17 protein-coding genes are annotated in these 14395 nt (G+C 67.1%); 8 read left to right on the top strand and 9 right to left on the bottom strand.

Features of this window, described 5'->3' with window-relative positions; genetic code table 11:
• Positions 1 to 63: 63 nt before the first annotated feature.
• Positions 64 to 1353: an isocitrate lyase gene (gene aceA / locus IBX22_RS15025; RefSeq protein ID WP_194816190.1), complete on the bottom strand. Its 1290-nt coding sequence runs from the start codon at positions 1351 to 1353 to the stop codon at positions 64 to 66.
• 478 nt (positions 1354 to 1831) lie between these two features.
• Here aceA and IBX22_RS15020 point away from each other — a divergent pair, with 478 nt between their 5' ends.
• Positions 1832 to 2959: a lipase family protein gene (locus IBX22_RS15020; RefSeq protein WP_194816189.1), complete on the top strand. Its 1128-nt coding sequence runs from the start codon at positions 1832 to 1834 to the stop codon at positions 2957 to 2959.
• A gap of 7 nt (positions 2960 to 2966) precedes the next feature.
• On the opposite strand, the gene IBX22_RS15015 is transcribed toward IBX22_RS15020, so the two are convergent.
• Positions 2967 to 3524 (bottom strand): TetR/AcrR family transcriptional regulator, encoded by a 558-nt coding sequence (locus tag IBX22_RS15015; protein WP_194816188.1) that lies wholly within the window; start codon positions 3522 to 3524, stop codon positions 2967 to 2969.
• A 96-nt stretch (positions 3525 to 3620) separates the two neighbouring features.
• On the opposite strand from IBX22_RS15015, the gene IBX22_RS15010 reads away from it, so the two are divergent.
• The gene (locus IBX22_RS15010; protein ID WP_194816187.1) at positions 3621 to 4940 is read left to right on the top strand and encodes a hypothetical protein; all 1320 of its coding nucleotides are present in this window, start codon (positions 3621 to 3623) and stop codon (positions 4938 to 4940) included.
• Here IBX22_RS15010 and IBX22_RS15005 read toward each other — a convergent pair.
• The 3 genes from IBX22_RS15005 to IBX22_RS14995 form a co-directional block, all read right to left on the bottom strand.
• A complete protein-coding gene (locus IBX22_RS15005) occupies positions 4915 to 6147 on the bottom strand; it encodes an AI-2E family transporter (RefSeq protein WP_309234622.1) in 1233 nt (410 codons plus the stop codon). The genes IBX22_RS15010 and IBX22_RS15005 overlap by 26 nt on opposite strands.
• Before the next feature lie 103 nt (positions 6148 to 6250).
• Complete coding sequence (locus IBX22_RS15000; protein ID WP_194816186.1) at positions 6251 to 6454, bottom strand: hypothetical protein; 204 nt, start codon at positions 6452 to 6454, stop codon at positions 6251 to 6253.
• Positions 6455 to 6552: 98 nt separating this feature from the next.
• Positions 6553 to 7296 carry a GntR family transcriptional regulator gene (locus IBX22_RS14995; protein ID WP_194816185.1) on the bottom strand — a complete coding sequence of 248 codons (744 nt, stop codon included), beginning with the start codon at positions 7294 to 7296 and terminating at the stop codon, positions 6553 to 6555.
• A gap of 201 nt (positions 7297 to 7497) precedes the next feature.
• On the opposite strand from IBX22_RS14995, the gene IBX22_RS14990 reads away from it, so the two are divergent.
• The 6 genes from IBX22_RS14990 (at position 7498) to IBX22_RS14965 (ending at position 11526) form a co-directional block, all read left to right on the top strand.
• Positions 7498 to 7887: a hypothetical protein gene (locus IBX22_RS14990; protein ID WP_194816184.1), complete on the top strand. Its 390-nt coding sequence runs from the start codon at positions 7498 to 7500 to the stop codon at positions 7885 to 7887.
• 19 nt (positions 7888 to 7906) lie between these two features.
• Positions 7907 to 8503, top strand: coding sequence for a hypothetical protein (locus IBX22_RS14985; protein WP_228539011.1), 597 nt, complete (start codon positions 7907 to 7909; stop codon positions 8501 to 8503).
• 5 nt (positions 8504 to 8508) lie between these two features.
• Complete coding sequence (locus IBX22_RS14980; protein WP_309234621.1) at positions 8509 to 9189, top strand: ESX secretion-associated protein EspG; 681 nt, start codon at positions 8509 to 8511, stop codon at positions 9187 to 9189.
• Between the two features lie 21 nt (positions 9190 to 9210).
• A complete protein-coding gene (locus IBX22_RS14975; protein ID WP_194816182.1) occupies positions 9211 to 10053 on the top strand; it encodes a polyphosphate kinase 2 family protein in 843 nt (280 codons plus the stop codon).
• A 151-nt stretch (positions 10054 to 10204) separates the two neighbouring features.
• Positions 10205 to 10957, top strand: a complete 753-nt coding sequence (locus IBX22_RS14970; protein ID WP_309234620.1) for a thioredoxin domain-containing protein — start codon at positions 10205 to 10207, stop codon at positions 10955 to 10957.
• The gene (locus tag IBX22_RS14965) at positions 10957 to 11526 is read left to right on the top strand and encodes a vitamin K epoxide reductase family protein (protein WP_194816180.1); all 570 of its coding nucleotides are present in this window, start codon (positions 10957 to 10959) and stop codon (positions 11524 to 11526) included. The genes IBX22_RS14970 and IBX22_RS14965 overlap by 1 nt, the downstream gene beginning before the upstream one ends.
• On the opposite strand, the gene IBX22_RS14960 is transcribed toward IBX22_RS14965, so the two are convergent.
• The 4 genes from IBX22_RS14960 to IBX22_RS14945 all read right to left on the bottom strand — a co-directional run bounded on the left by IBX22_RS14960 (position 11523) and on the right by IBX22_RS14945 (position 14338).
• Complete coding sequence (locus IBX22_RS14960) at positions 11523 to 12554, bottom strand: alpha/beta fold hydrolase (protein WP_194816179.1); 1032 nt, start codon at positions 12552 to 12554, stop codon at positions 11523 to 11525. The genes IBX22_RS14965 and IBX22_RS14960 overlap by 4 nt on opposite strands.
• Positions 12555 to 12682: 128 nt before the next feature.
• Entirely contained in the window at positions 12683 to 12982 is a 300-nt protein-coding gene (locus tag IBX22_RS14955; RefSeq protein ID WP_228539007.1) for a DUF2516 family protein, read from the bottom strand.
• Positions 12983 to 13178: 196 nt separating this feature from the next.
• Positions 13179 to 13844 carry a heparin-binding hemagglutinin gene (locus IBX22_RS14950; RefSeq protein WP_194816177.1) on the bottom strand — a complete coding sequence of 222 codons (666 nt, stop codon included), beginning with the start codon at positions 13842 to 13844 and terminating at the stop codon, positions 13179 to 13181.
• On the bottom strand, positions 13841 to 14338 hold the full coding sequence (locus IBX22_RS14945; RefSeq protein ID WP_228538820.1) for a helix-turn-helix domain-containing protein: 498 nt from the start codon (positions 14336 to 14338) through the stop codon (positions 13841 to 13843). Before IBX22_RS14945 ends, IBX22_RS14950 begins: the two co-directional genes overlap by 4 nt.
• Positions 14339 to 14395: the final 57 nt, after the last annotated feature.

Genomic DNA, 14395 nt, shown 5'->3' with positions numbered 1-14395 from the left:
CGCCCTCCCCGCCGAGGGCTGTTCAGCGGGGAGGGCGGTACACCCCTACTGGGGATTTTCAGATCAGTGGAACTGACCCTCTTCGGTCGAACCCTTCAGGGCCGCGGTGGAGGTGTTCGGGTCCACGGTGGTGGCGATGGTGTCGAAGTAGCCGGCACCGACCTCACGCTGGTGCTTCACGGCGGTGAAGCCGCGCTCGGCGGCAGCCTTGAACTCGCGCTCCTGCAGGTCGACGAACGCGGTCATGCCTTCGCGGGCGTAGCCGTGCGCCAGGTCGAACATGCCGTAGTTCAGCGAGTGGAAGCCGGCCAGGGTGATGAACTGGAACTTGAAGCCCATCGCGCCGAGCTCACGCTGGAACTTCGCGATGGTCGCGTCGTCCAGGTGCGCCTTCCAGTTGAACGAAGGCGAGCAGTTGTAGGCCAGCAGCTGGTCCGGGAACTCGCCACGGACGGCCTCGGCGAACTTACGCGCGACCTCGAGATCCGGCACGCCGGTCTCCATCCAGATGAGGTCGGAGTACGGGGCGTAGGCCTTGGCGCGCGCGATGCAGGGCTCGATGCCGTTCTTCACACCGAAGAAGCCCTCGGCGGTACGGGTGCCGTCCAGGAACTCACGGTCGCGCTCGTCGACATCGGAGGTGATCAGGGTGGCGGCCTCGGCGTCGGTGCGGGCGATGATGACCGACGGGACACCGGCGACGTCGGACGCGAGGCGCGCCGAGGTCAGGGTGCGGATGTGCTGCTGGGTCGGGATCAGCACCTTGCCACCGAGGTGGCCACACTTCTTCTCCGAGGCGAGCTGGTCTTCCCAGTGCACGCCCGCGGCGCCGGCCACGATCATGGCCTTCTGCAGCTCGTAGGCGTTCAGGGCGCCACCGAAGCCGGCTTCGGCGTCGGCGACGATCGGGGCCAGCCAGTTCTGCACCGAGGTGTCGTTCTCGACCTTGGCGATCTCGTCGGCACGGAGCAGCGCGTTGTTGATGCGGCGAACCACGGACGGAACCGAGTTGGCCGGGTACAGCGACTGGTCCGGGTAGGTGTGGCCGGACAGGTTCGCATCACCGGCGACCTGCCAACCGGACAGGTAGATGGCCTTCAGGCCGGCGCGCACCTGCTGCACGGCCTGGTTGCCGGTGAGGGCGCCGAGGGAGTTGATGTAGTCCTCGTTGTTGACGAGATCCCACAGGATCTCCGAGCCGCGACGCGCGAGGGTGTGCTCCTCGACGACGGTGCCCTGCAGCTTCACAACCTGCTCGGCGGTGTAGTTGCGGGTGATGCCCTTCCAACGGGGATTGGTGTCCCAGTCCTGCTGGATTTCCGCAGCGGTCTTCGGGGTGCCGGTGGTCGACATCTCTGACTCCACTTCCTGTCGTTCGTTCGATGCTCCGCGTTCGATGCGCGAATTCAGCTCGATCTGCTGGAGCAGCAATTTGCAGGCTTGCTAGGCCCTTGGGGTGTACTTTCACACGATGGCACATCCGGAAATAGCCGTCTACCTGTTGCTAATGTGAATCTCAGCTAGGTTTCAGACGGGGTTTGCTAACTTTGCGAAATTAGCGAGCTAATTGCACGCATCTAATCTACTCGCCGGTAGCGCTGACGTGCGGTTTTAGCGTAACGCTCGTACTGTTAGCGACCTTCGCCGGATCGAAAGACGCGTCAGGGGGCTGCGGGGGCTTGTGAGTCGATTCACAGGAAGGGCGGGCGTGGTCGGTGTGGCCCGGGCCACCCTGTGGGTCGCCTCGGGTCCGGCTATCGGGCACACTGAGCCGCAATCAACCTCGGGCAGGCGTCCAGTAGCGCCTCGGTTCGATTCGAAGGAGCCACCCTTGCGGAAACTGTGCGTCGTCGCCCTGGTCGCGGCCGCCTCCCTGTTGTCCCTGCCCACGGCCGGTGCGGACCCGGCGGCAGGCAGTGTCGAGGCGGTGACCGCACTGGCTCCCGCGGCGACCCTGCCCGGCTCGGTGAACGCCGCGCGCCTGCTCTACCGGACCAGCACCGCGGGCGCCGCGCCGACCACCGCGAGTGCCGCGGTTTATTTCCCGCCGGGCGAACCGCCCGCCGGCGGCTGGCCGGTGATCGCTTGGGCGCATGGCACCGTCGGCCTCGGCGACGACTGCGCCTACAGCGTCGCCGGTCCCTCCGCGGTCGAGCGGGACTGGACCTATCTGGGGACCTGGCTGAAGCAGGGCTACGCGATCGTGGCCGCCGATTACGCCGGGCTCGGCACCGAGGGGGAGCACCCATACCTGAACGGGATCGTGGAGGCGCACAACGTCGTAGACGCGGTCAAGGCTGCGACCAGGCAGTACGCGTCCCTGTCGAAGAAATGGGTGACCGTCGGACAGTCGCAGGGCGGCGGCGCGGCGGTGTTCGTCGCGCGCTACGCGAGCGAGTTCGGCGGATCGGAGCTCGACTACCGCGGGGCGGTGGCCACGGGTGTGCCCGCCTACATCGAGGACATCCTGCTGCCGCTCGGGCCGGGCGTGCCGCCGATCAAACTCGGCGCGCACAGCACCGCGTACGTCCTCTACATCCTCAACGGCCTGCGTACCAGCTACCCGGAGTTGAATATCGAGTCCTACCTGACCGATTCGGGCAAGCAGTGGCTGGAACGGGCGCGCACCTCCTGCATCGAGCCGTTCGGCAATGAGCTCAGCGCCGCGGGCGTCATCGTCGGCAACCTGTTCGCTCGCCCGCTACTGCAGATGCCGGACCTGCTGGGTGTGCTGACCCGGACCATGGGCCTGCCCGAAACCGGTTACGACAAGCCATTTTTCCTCGGGCAAGGCTTGAAAGACACCGACGTGATCACCCCCGCCACCCTGCTCTTCGCCGAGAAGTTGCAGGCCGGCGGTCAGCCGGTCATGCTGCGCACCTACAACGAGGACCACAGCGGCGCGGTGAACGCGTCCCTGGTCGACTCGATTCCGTTCGTGCGCAACCTTTTCGGCTGACCCGCGCTCAGACCGGCGGCATCTGGCCCGCGAGGGCGCGCAGCCCCGCGACGATCGTGTCCGGGGCGGGCGCGTGCTCGGGGTCGACCAGCCACTGGATCAGCAGGCCGCCGATCATGGTTTGCAGCACGGCGCCGACGGCATTGTCTTCGGTTGCCGGACCGAATGATTCGGAGAGTTCCCGGCGAGCGCGCTCCTGCGCGGCGCCGAGTTCGGCGCGCACATCGGGGGAGTGCAGGGCCTGGGTGAAGCTTTCGACATTGGCCGACCAGAGGCTGGTGTTGTCGGTGAACGACGCGGTCAGCCTGGTCAGGAAGGTGTTCAGGCGCGCGGCGGGATCCGCCGGATCGCCGGTGGGCAGCGAGTCGAGGATCTGCTGAACGGCGGCGGCACTGGATTCCATCATCGCTTGATTGAGCAGCTTGTCGCGGGTGCCGAAGTGGTAGTTGATGGCCGCCAGGTTGGTGCCGGAGGCGGCGACGATATCGCGCACCGTGGTGCGGGCGTAGCCACGCTCGGCCAGGCATTGCTTGGCCGCGGCGAGCAAGTCTTCTCGGGTTCCCACTCGCGCACGATAACAGGCGGGCATACGCATGTTCGTGACAAGTGTTTCAAACAAGCGTTTCTGACAAGTGTTTGAAACGTGTGTATGGTTCGGGACATGGCAACTCAGCGACTCATTTCTCCCTTCGAAGCCCGCTACTTCGGCACCGCCGGAAAGCTCGGCAGCGTCCCGACCAGCGGAATGCCCTTGTTCATCGGGTCCACGGTGCACGGCGTCATCGACGCCGACGCCCTGCGGCGCGCCCTCGGGGATGTAGCGGCCGCGCACCCCCTGCTGCGCAGCCGGGTACACACCACCGGCGGCCCGGCACGATTCGTTCGCGACGACGACTTCCGGCCGCGGCTCGAGATCGCCGACGGCGGCGCGGCCGCCTACCTGAAACTGGTCAACGCACAACCGGATTGGCGCGACGGGCTGTTCCACGCGCACCTGTTGCGCGAGGGCACGCGGCAGCAGGTGGTACTTGTCGTGCACCACGGGATCGCCGACGGCAGATCCGCTTTCGCGCTGCTGGCCGAGCTGTGGCAGCGCTACACCGCGCTACGCGGCGGTGATCCACGCGCCTTTTCCGCACTACCGCAGCAGCATTCGCCGGATCTGCCCGAGGCGGTCGACACCCGGCTGGCCGCAGTGGTGAGTGCCGCCGAAGTGACGGCATGGCTCGATCAGGTGCGAGTCATGGCGGCGCAGATGGGGCCGGAGTCGGCGCGCACGCTGCCCAGGGACGGCGTCGGCGGTGATCCGCTCGGCCGATTCGCCTTGCAGCGCATCGAATTGGACCCTGACCGGACCGCCGATCTGGTCGCGGCCGCGCGGGCGGCGGGGCTCTCGGTCAACAGCCTGCTCACCGGCGCCGCGCTGATCGCGTTCCGGGCGCAACTCGAACCGGCCGCCGGTGCGCTGCCGATGTTCTGCGGGCACGCGTTCGATCTGCGCGGTGAATTCGACCCGCCGTTGTCCGAACGGACTGTCCTCAACTGTGCCTCCGGCGTAGGCACCCCGGCCGAGGTGGCGCCGGACGCGGATCCGGTCGACGTCGGCCGGGTGGTCGCCGCCGGTATGCAGGCTGTGCTGGACCAGCGGCAAGCGGCGATCTTCCTGCTCGCGGCGCAACGTGCGGATGAGTCCACGGTCGCTGTTCTCGCCGCGCCGCCGACGCTGGCCATCTCCAATATCGGTCGGCTGGAGGCCCATTCGCTGCCAGACGAGCTCACCTTCGTCCGCGACGATGTGTACGCGATGGGCCCGGGCATGCCGCCCAAGCTCACCGCCTTCACCGTCGGGGACCGCCTCACCATCCAGGTGGAGTACGACACCGCGTGGTACAGCCGGTCCCAGATGTCGCGGATCGGTCAGACGCTGACCGAGGTCTTGCATCGCGCCGGTTCGGTCACTCCGTCGGTGTCCGCCCGATGAATCGAATCGTCATCTGACGGGTCCACTTTCGTGGCTTCCGCTTCGGCGGTTCCGGCGGGATGTCCTTGATGTCGGTCTTGACCTCGTAGCGCCGGATATAAGCGCCCGAGAAGGCCTGGACCGTGGCTGTCACAGGGATGGCGAGCAGCGCGCCGGTCGGACCTAGTATCGCCGCGCCCGCCAAGACCGCGCCGAAGGCGACGGCGGGATGCATGTCCAGGGTGGTCGCGGTGATGCGGGGTTGCAGCACATAGTTTTCGAACTGCTGGTAGAGCAGGATGAAGCCGAGGATCCACAGTGCGGTGGTCGGGCTGTTCACCAGGGCGACGATCACGGGGAGCGCACCCGCCAGATAGGTGCCGACGGTGGGGATGAACTGGGAGAGCACGCCTACCCACAGGGCGAGCGCGAACGCGGAGGGAACGTCCAGGAAGCGCAGCGCGACATAGTGCGCGAGGGTTGAGCACAGCGCGAGCAGGCCGCGAGAGTAGATGTAGCCGCCGGTCTTCTCGACGGCGATGTCCCAGGCGCGCAACACATGTCGCTGCTTGCGCGGCGGCAGCAGGGAGCAGACGGCGTTGCGGAAACGGGGGCCGTCGGCGGCGAAGTAATAGGTGAACAGCAGCACGCCGAGCGCCTGGAAGAGCACACCGACCGCGGCCGTGCCTATGCCCCAGGCATTTCCGGCGAGGCCGGTGAGCAGACCCTGGAGTTTGTCGCTCCACTGGGTGGCGTACTTCTGGATGTCGGTGCCGGAAATCTCCTGGTGGAAAGTGTTGTTGAACCAGTCGACACCCTCGTCGGCGTATTGCGGCGCGTTCTGCACCAGGGTGGTGACCTGGTCGACCAGCAGCGCGCCCAGCGTCCACACGAAACCGACCACCACGAGCAGCAATCCGAGGAACACGATGCCGGTGGCCGGACCCCGTTTCACCCCGCGGGCGGCCAGCCAGTTCACCGCGGGTTCGATGGCGAAGGCCAGGAACAGCGAGACCATCAGCACGGTGAGCAGGCCCTGTAGCCGTTGCAGCACCCAGAATCCGGCGATCAGCCCGCCGACGGTGGCGGCGGCGAGCAGGAACGCGCGCAACAGCCAGGGCGGCGGACCGGCTGTCATCTCGGCGGTGACCACGGCGTTCGCCGTGGTGTCGGTCAGCGCGATCTCGGCGGGTTCGGTGGGTGGCGTGATCTCGTCTTCCCCAGGCACATCGTCAACGTACCCACGGGAGAGGCGGTTAGCCCGCAGGCTCGTCGTGAAGTTACGGCCGCTCGCCCGGGCCGGCGCCGCGGGCGGAGCGGCCGTGCCTGGATCAGGCGAGCACCGCGGCGTCCGGGGGCAAGTTGCCGAGGTCGACCATCTTGCGCAGGACCGCGGGGGCCAGGGCGAATTCGAATTCCGAACCGCCGCTTTCGAATATGAATGTCAGGTATTCGTCGCGGCGCACCTGCGCCCGGCGCACCGAGCAGTGCTCTCCGACGATGACCCAGGTACCGATGGACAACTGCTCGAACATCACGCCTCCCACCCTCTGGACTATGCCAATCTGACGTCGTGGACTATGCCAGTCATAGCCGGTGGCTGTCAACGGCAATTCGCCGGGCGCGCAACGGTCTACGAGCCGATCGAGTACTCCTGCTGGAAGGCCCACCACTCCTGCGGATAGACGGCCTCGTCGAACTGGAGCACGGCGCCGTCCAGGGCGTGCACGGTGAGCCGATAGGCCAGCACCGCAGCGGGTTTCGGCAATCCGAGGTGTTCGCACTCGGCGTCGGTGGCCAGTCGCGCGCTCACCTGGTCGCGGGCGTAGGCGACTTTGCGGCCGGTCATCGATTCGACGTACTGGGCGGTGCCGCCGGACAGGCGCTCGCGGCTCAGCAACCCGGCGGCGGTCTCGGCGAGCGCGCCGGGGAACCAGGAGGTGGCCAGCTCACTCAGCCCGGATTCGTTGGTGACCAGGCGGCAGCGCGCGATGACGGTGCTGCCCTTGGCGATTCGCAGGGCGGAGGTGACGTGGTCGGGTCCGTCCAGCAACTCGGCGGACAGGATCGTCACCGACTCCTGCTCGGTGTACATGGTGCCGTAGCGGCGCGCGCGTTCGTAGCGTTCGCGGGCCTGCGGCGCGATCCGGCTGTCCGCCACATAGGTGCCCGAGCCGCGCTGGGAGATCACTAATCCCTGTTGCCGCAAGGTGTTCAGTGCCTTGGACGCGGTCGGTCTGGCCACCTTCCAGGCGGCGGCCAGTTCCCGTTCCGAGGGCACTTCCGCGCCGGGTGCGAGTTCGCCGCTCATGATCTGGTCGCGGATGTAGCCCGAGATCTGCAGGTACTTCGGGAGTACTTCTTCGATTTCCGGCACCGAACGCCTTCCGCTGGCGAGACCTCCATAGACCACCGGCCAGTGTAGCAATCTGCTGGCAGCCCAGGGTGCGCTACATCACAGGGGTGCGGCATCGACAAGTGGGGAGCGACGGTTTTACCGGCCGGTAGAGTCTGGATTCTGCCTAGGCCTCCGGGCGCGGGCGCGTTGGTGGACCGAGCAGAAGGGGTTGCGACCCAGATGGCGGTACCGGATATCGGGCAGCGCAGGGCGCGCGAATTGTATGCGGCGGCAACCGGATCCGGTGGCGACCGCTTCGAGCTGGCGCCGGAGGTCGCGCAGAACCTGGCGGCCGCGTGCGACAAACTCATCGAGGATCTTCGAAAGGCGACGGCCACCGGTGATCTCGTCACCGGGGTGACGGGATTCCCGCTGCTGCCCTCCGGGCAGGCGCTGACGAAGGGCTTCGGCAACAAGGGCCGCGAATTTCTCGACACCGTCACCGCGTTCCAGGAAACGGCGCTGCTGTTCAAGGCCGCGTACCTGGCGGCCGGGCACCGGCTGGCGGAGGCCGACGCGGCGAACAAGGCCGCGCTGCAACTGATCTCCGACTACCTGGATCCGCGATGACAGGCGTCGCGCGGGGGTGATGGTGCTGGATGCCATGGCCGCGGCGGCCGCCGCAGACGCTGAAATCGCCGGTGCCGGAACCGATCCCGGCTCAGTATCGGAGCTGGAACGCTTCGGCGGATACTCGCACCAGGAGATCTGGGACCGCGTGCACGAGGCGCTGGATCCGGCCGCCCTCGGTCAGGCCGCCGCCGCTTGGCAGGCGAACGCCCTCGCCCTCGGGGCCGCGTTCGAGGACTTCGCCGCAACCGCCGGCCGCGAATTCGCGGACTGGACCGGACGATCCGCCGACCAGGCGCTGCGGGCCACCCAGGAGTTCATCGCCCAGGGGCTCGGCGCGCAGGAGGTATGCGACACCGTTCGACGCCTGCTCGAGCTGAACAGCGCTGCCGCGCAGACGATTCGAGGCGCGATCGCGCCGCCGCCGCACTACCTGCCGCTGGCGGATCCGGTGGCCGAAGCCGTGCACGGGGGCCGAAGACGCATGGAGCACGACCTGTCCGCGGCAGCGGCGCAGGCCGAGGCTCAGGACGTCATGACCCATCTCTACAACCCCACCATGCCCGCCACCGGCGACAGTGTTCCCCGCTTCGCAGGCGGGAGCGGCACACGGTGAGATGGGTGCTCACCCCGGACGAATTCACCTACGTCTGGGAGAACGAAACGAATCTGGACCGGCGGCCCTACCCGGTCAACCTGATGCCCGCCTCGCTGGTGCGCACCGAAACCGAATACGCCGCACTGCGTTTGCCGCAGCGCTTCGCCCGCCAGGCCGACGCCGATCTGGCCGCGGCGCTGATGCTCTGCGCTCGCAACGACGCCACCACCCTCACCCTGTCCGGCGACCGCGGCGCCGACCGGGTGCTCGTCTTCGCGGCGGCGGTGCACCACCACGCCGCCATCCTGGTCGGCACACCCGAGAAGATGACGGTCCTGATGTGCCACTCCCGCAATCTCGGCGAGCGCCTGGTGCAGATCATCGGCCCGAACCGGCCGGGCCGCCAGGGTGCGCTGCGCGAAGCCCAGGACGCGGTGCTCAATCAGGGTGACGCGAACACCAACGGGCATCGCGGCGCCTCCCGGTTCCGCAAGATGCTGCGCCAGCCCACCGACGGCCGCGGCTTTCTCACCGTCACCGTGGAACCCGACAACCCGATGTCCCCGCCGACCCGGCACCGCACCTGGCTCGATGTCAGCGGTGACGGCCGCTACCTGCTCACCACCGCACACGACCTGATCCTGACGCCGGTCTCGGATGCGGACTTCGCCGCCCAGTTGTTGCGCCTGGCCCAAATCCGCTGACCGCCATGGTTCCCTTGAGAGATGCCGAAGTGGACCATGCCCGCGACCGAGGCGCTGAAAGCCGACGGGTTGCGCCTCGAAGATCTCGACACCTCCGGCACGCCCGGATTCAGCGGTGACAAGAAATCCGGCCAGCAGCTGCTGATCGAACGCGCGGCGGTGCTCTCGGGCCTGCAGGAGCGCCTCTACGCCAACGGCCGCACCGGCGATCACCGCAGCGTGCTGCTGGTCCTGCAGGGCATGGACACCGCGGGCAAGGGCGGCATCGTCCGGCACGTGATCGGCTCGGTCGACCCACAGGGCGTCGACCACGCCGCGTTCGGTGTGCCGACGCCCGAGGAGCAGCAGCACCATTACCTCTGGCGGATCCGCAACGCGCTGCCACGCGGCGGCCAGCTCGGCGTCTTCGACCGTTCGCACTACGAGGACGTGCTCGTCGTCCGGGTGCACAATCTGGTCCCGCAATCGGAATGGGAACCGCGCTACGACGAGATCAACGCCTTCGAACAGGAATTGGCAGAACAGGGCACCACGCTGGTGAAGGTGGCCATGTTCGTCTCCCTCGACGAGCAGAAGCAGCGCCTGCGCGAACGTTTGGAGCGGCCCGACAAATACTGGAAGTTCAACCCTTCCGATATCGACGAACGCGCCTATTGGCCCGCGTATCACGAGGCCTACCAGGCCATGCTGGACCGCACCAGCACCGAGCACGCCCCCTGGTATGTGCTGCCCACCGACAAGAAATGGTTCTCCCGCCTGGCCGTCACCGAACTGCTCATCGACGCGCTACAGAAGCTGAAATTGGAGTGGCCGCCGGCGGATTTCGATGTCGCCGAGCAGCTGCGCCGCCTCGACAAAGCGTGACCGGACTCACCACCGGGATATTTCGGAAACTCTCAGGTTCACCCAGGAGGATGTGGACCGTGCCCGACCGTGCCGGGAAGTTCCCCGCAACTACCATCGGGTCGGCAGAGCTGAAACCGGCAAGGCGAGCGAAAGGCGTGGTGAACGCACGGTGAGCAAGAAACCGGCTGGGCGAAAGAATCCGAATCCGCTGGCGGGCCTGCAAAAGGCCGACCGGAACCGCAATCTCGCGATCCAGATCGGCGTGGCCGCCGTCATCATCGGCCTGATCGCGGCCATCGGTATCGGCATCGCGCTGAAGAAGAAGGAAAAGGACGACCCCGGGCCGACCCCGTCCATTCCCGCGGCCGCCGCCGCGAACGGCGTCACCGGTTCCCTCACCGACAATGGTTCCATCCGGATCGGCAAGCCGGACGCGAAGGCCACCGTGCGCGTCGTCGCCGACCTGCAGTGCCCGGCCTGCCAGGGCTTCGAGGCCCAGTACAAGGACCTGCTGGAGAAGAACGTCGCCGACGGCAAAATCGCCGTCGAATACAACATCATCTCGTTCCTGGACAAGGCGTCCGGCACCGAATACTCCACCCGCGCCGCCAACGCTTCGTACTGCGTCGCCGAGGCGGATCCGTCGAAGTACCAGGCCTGGCTGGGCGCGATGTTCGCCGCGCAGCCGCCGGAGGGTACGGGCGGCCTGAGCAACGACCAGATCATCGCCATCTCCAAGCAGGCGGGCTACGGCGACGAGGTCGCGAGCTGCATCAACGACAAGAAGTACAGCAAGTACGTCAAGCGGATGACGGAGAAGGCCTTCGAGGAAGGCGTGCAGAGCACGCCCACCGTGTTCGTCAACGGCCAGCAGGTCAACCCGGCTCAGCTGGAGCAGGCGATCGCGGGAGCAGCAGGCTAGTGATCGACGCGCCGCCCCGGTCCGCCTGGCTGGTCTTGCTGGGCGGGCTGGCCGGCTGGCTGGCCTCGGTGACCTTGACCGTCGAACGGATCAGGCTCTACACCGACGCCGGCTACCGGCCCTCCTGCAGCATCAACCCGATCCTGTCCTGCGGGACCGTGATGGAACGGCCGCAGGCGTCGGTCTTCTTCGACGTCCCGAACCCGCTGATCGGCGTGGTCGGGTTCTCGGTGGTCGTCACCCTCGGGGTGCTCGCCGTCTCCGGGGTCCGGATTCCGCGCTGGGTCTGGGGGGGACTGTGGGTGGGCACGCTGCTCGGCACCGGCTTCATCTGCTGGCTGATCTTCCAGAGCCTGTACCGCATCAACGCGCTGTGCCCGTACTGCATGGTGGTGTGGGCGATCATCACACCGTTGCTCGCGGCGATCACCCAGATCCTGTGGGGCGGCTCGCGTGGGCCGCTCGGCGTGGCCGCCGAATGGCGCTGGACCATCGTCGCGATCTTCTACGCGGTAGTGCTGCTGCTGGTATTCCTGCAGTTCCAGGACTACTGGCTGACGCTGGTCTAGCCGGTCGCCACCTTGCGGCGGTGATAGGCGGCCGCGAGCACCCGGGCCAGCTCGTCGTTGAACTGTTCGTAGGCTTCGGTGTTGCCGAGATGGCCGGTCGGCAACACCTCCAGCCGGACGAAACTGCCGGTCTGCCGCAGCATCTCGGCGATCTGCTCGGCGTGCGCGACCGGGGTCATATCGTCGAAGGAGCCAGCCACAATCGTGGTGGGCACCACCAGGTTCCGGGCCGATTCGCCGAGATCCATCTCCGCGAGCAGGAAACCGAACCGCGCGCGGACCAGGGCCGGGCAGGAACGGACGATGTTCAGGCTGAAGTCGAGCAGGTCGCCCTCGGCGGCCGTGCTCATGATCTGCCGGGCGAAAAGCCACTTCACCGGGGCGATCGGGGGGAAGACGATCGGGAAACCGAGACCGACGCGGCCCAGCAGGAACGGCAGCGGGACTTTGAGTTTCAGCAGCCGGGCCGGCCGGTTGAACAGCGGCACCACGGTGGTCTGGAAGATCAGGTGCGAGGCAGCGGTATTGGTGAGCAGCACCGAATGTGCGCGCGCCGGAACCTGTTCGGGGTAGCGGCCCGCCCACGCCTGCAGGGTCATACCGCCCAGGCTGTGGCCGACCAGGACCGCGCGCTGATCGGCGGCCAGGGCCGCGTCGAGCACGTCGGCGAGGTCGTCGGCGAGCAGGTCCATGTCGAGCTTGCTGTTCCCGAATTCGCTCGCGCCGTGGCCGCGCTGGTCGTAGGCGATGACGCGGTACTCGCCGGCGAAGGCGTTGATCTGGGCGTTCCAGTATTCGATGGCGCAGGTCCAGCCGTGCACCAGCACGATGGCCGGTGCGTCTTTCGGACCGTAGGAGTGCACGCGCAGCTTCGTGCCGTCCCGGGTGGTCACCGGGATGACCTCGTGGGAAACGGTCGGCGGGTTGAACGCCGCGGTCGCGTAGGTGCGGGAACGCAGGTTCGCACGATGGGTGTCGAACAGGGCGCTGGATAGGCCCGTCAACACCGTCGTCAGCAAGGCACGCATCGGACACTCCTTTGTGTTACTGATCGACACAGTAACGCGAAAAGGGGTCCGCTAGCTAGTGCAAGCGGTGAAAAGTTATGGAGCGTTCATGGCGCGCGGACGGCTTGTGCGCCCCAGCAAACGCCCATCTACCAGCGGGGACCGCGCTGCACCTCGTCTACTTTCGGGCGCACGTCGGCGAGGTAGATGCCGGTGGCGATGATCGCGATGAAGGTGAGCAGCCCCAGGCCACCCAGGCCGCCCGCGAGCAGCGGAATCACCAGCAGGAACAGGGAGACCCCGAGAATCGCCAGCCAGAGCTGTTTGGTCTGTTTGTCCACCGCGGTGAAGGCGTCCGGGCGCTGGCGGATCGCGTGAATCAGCGCGAAGATCGTCGCGCCGAGCGCCAGCAGCCACAGCCCGGCCTCAATCCAGCGTGTCACGTGCAAGACAGTCACCTCACCATCCTAGGAGCAACTCCGCCGCATCCTCGCGCACGAACCAGCGCACGCGGGGAGTCGTCCGAACAATTGTCCGCCCCACAGGGGTCGTGGCGGGCCGTTCTGCTGTGTCGGATGGGTGAAATCCCTTGAACAGCAAAGCGACCCCGCACCGAAAGGGTGCGGGGTCGCGATGCGAAAAGGTTTACGCCTTCTTAGGGGCGGCCTTCTTTGCCGGAGCCTTCTTCGCGGCCGGGGCCTTCTTCGGGGCCGGGGCGGCGGGGGCCTTGACCGGCTCGGGCGCGGGGACGGTCTCGGTGGTGACCTCGACGACCTCGGCCTCGACGACCGGGACGGCGTCCACGATGGGCGCGTCCTCGACCTTGGCCGGGCGGCCCAGCAGACCGTGCACTCGATCCAGGGCTTCCTCGGCGCGCACGGTGGCGTCCTTGTACAGCGCCTCGACCCGCTCGATCTGATCCTCGACCAGGTGGTTGGCGCGCAGCCGCTCAACGGTCTCCTCGCCGCGCACGGCCAGGTCGGCGTAGAGGTCGAGCACCTTGGCGCGGTACTCGTCGGCCAGCTTCTTCAGCTCTTCGGCGGTGAACTTCTCGCGCAACTCGGCGAGGTCCTCCGGAAGCTCCGAGGGCAGGCCGGCGAGGCGCTCGCGCAGGGTCTCGAACTGGGCCTGCACATCGGCCGGCACGTTGGCGAACCGCTCGCGAGCCTCTTCGACCCGGCCCGGCACGTCGGTGCCGGCGGCGCGCCCACGCACCTGGGTCACCACATCGGTGACGACGGCGTAGACGGCATCGCCCGCGCCCACGGCGGCGAGCAGCGGCTTGGTTACGGTGACATTCTTTTCGGTCATAATTCTTCGTTCTCCTGGCGTGGCGGAGTTTCGTTTGTCGTACGCGGAACGGCGCTGTCCCATGCAATTCCCCCCTGCTCGTCTCCTCCGTTTTCCCGGCGAAACGATTCATAGATATCCAGCAGGACCTGCTTCTGCCGCTCGGAGATCGAGGTATCGGCAAGCAGGGCATCCCGGACCGGACTGTGCGGCCGTTGTTCCAGATAGCCAGCCCGTACGTACAACACCTCCGAGGACACCCGCAGTGCCTTGGCGATCTGCGCGAGTACTTCGGCGGACGGATTACGCAATCCACGCTCGATCTGACTCAGGTACGGATTGCTCACTCCCGCCAGTGCGGCGAGCTGACGCAGCGAGACTTGCGCGGCTTCTCGCTGTGATCTGATGAAGCCTCCGATGTCGTGCGCTGCACGTCCCACTTTTTCGCCGACACCTTCGGATTGCTCGTCGGGGTGTTCGGTGTACTCGGCGGGAACCTCGGGCTGGTCTGCCATCACTCACCTTCTGGCGGTTGTACGAGTTCAATTCTAGGTCAGGGTGCTAGCTCTTGC

It is taken from the genome of Nocardia sp. XZ_19_385 (assembly GCF_015355755.1).
In the GTDB taxonomy this organism is placed as follows: Bacteria; Actinomycetota; Actinomycetes; order Mycobacteriales; family Mycobacteriaceae; genus Nocardia.
The sequence above is the reverse complement of the archived record's forward strand: the minus strand, read 5'-3'. Positions and strand labels throughout refer to the sequence as shown.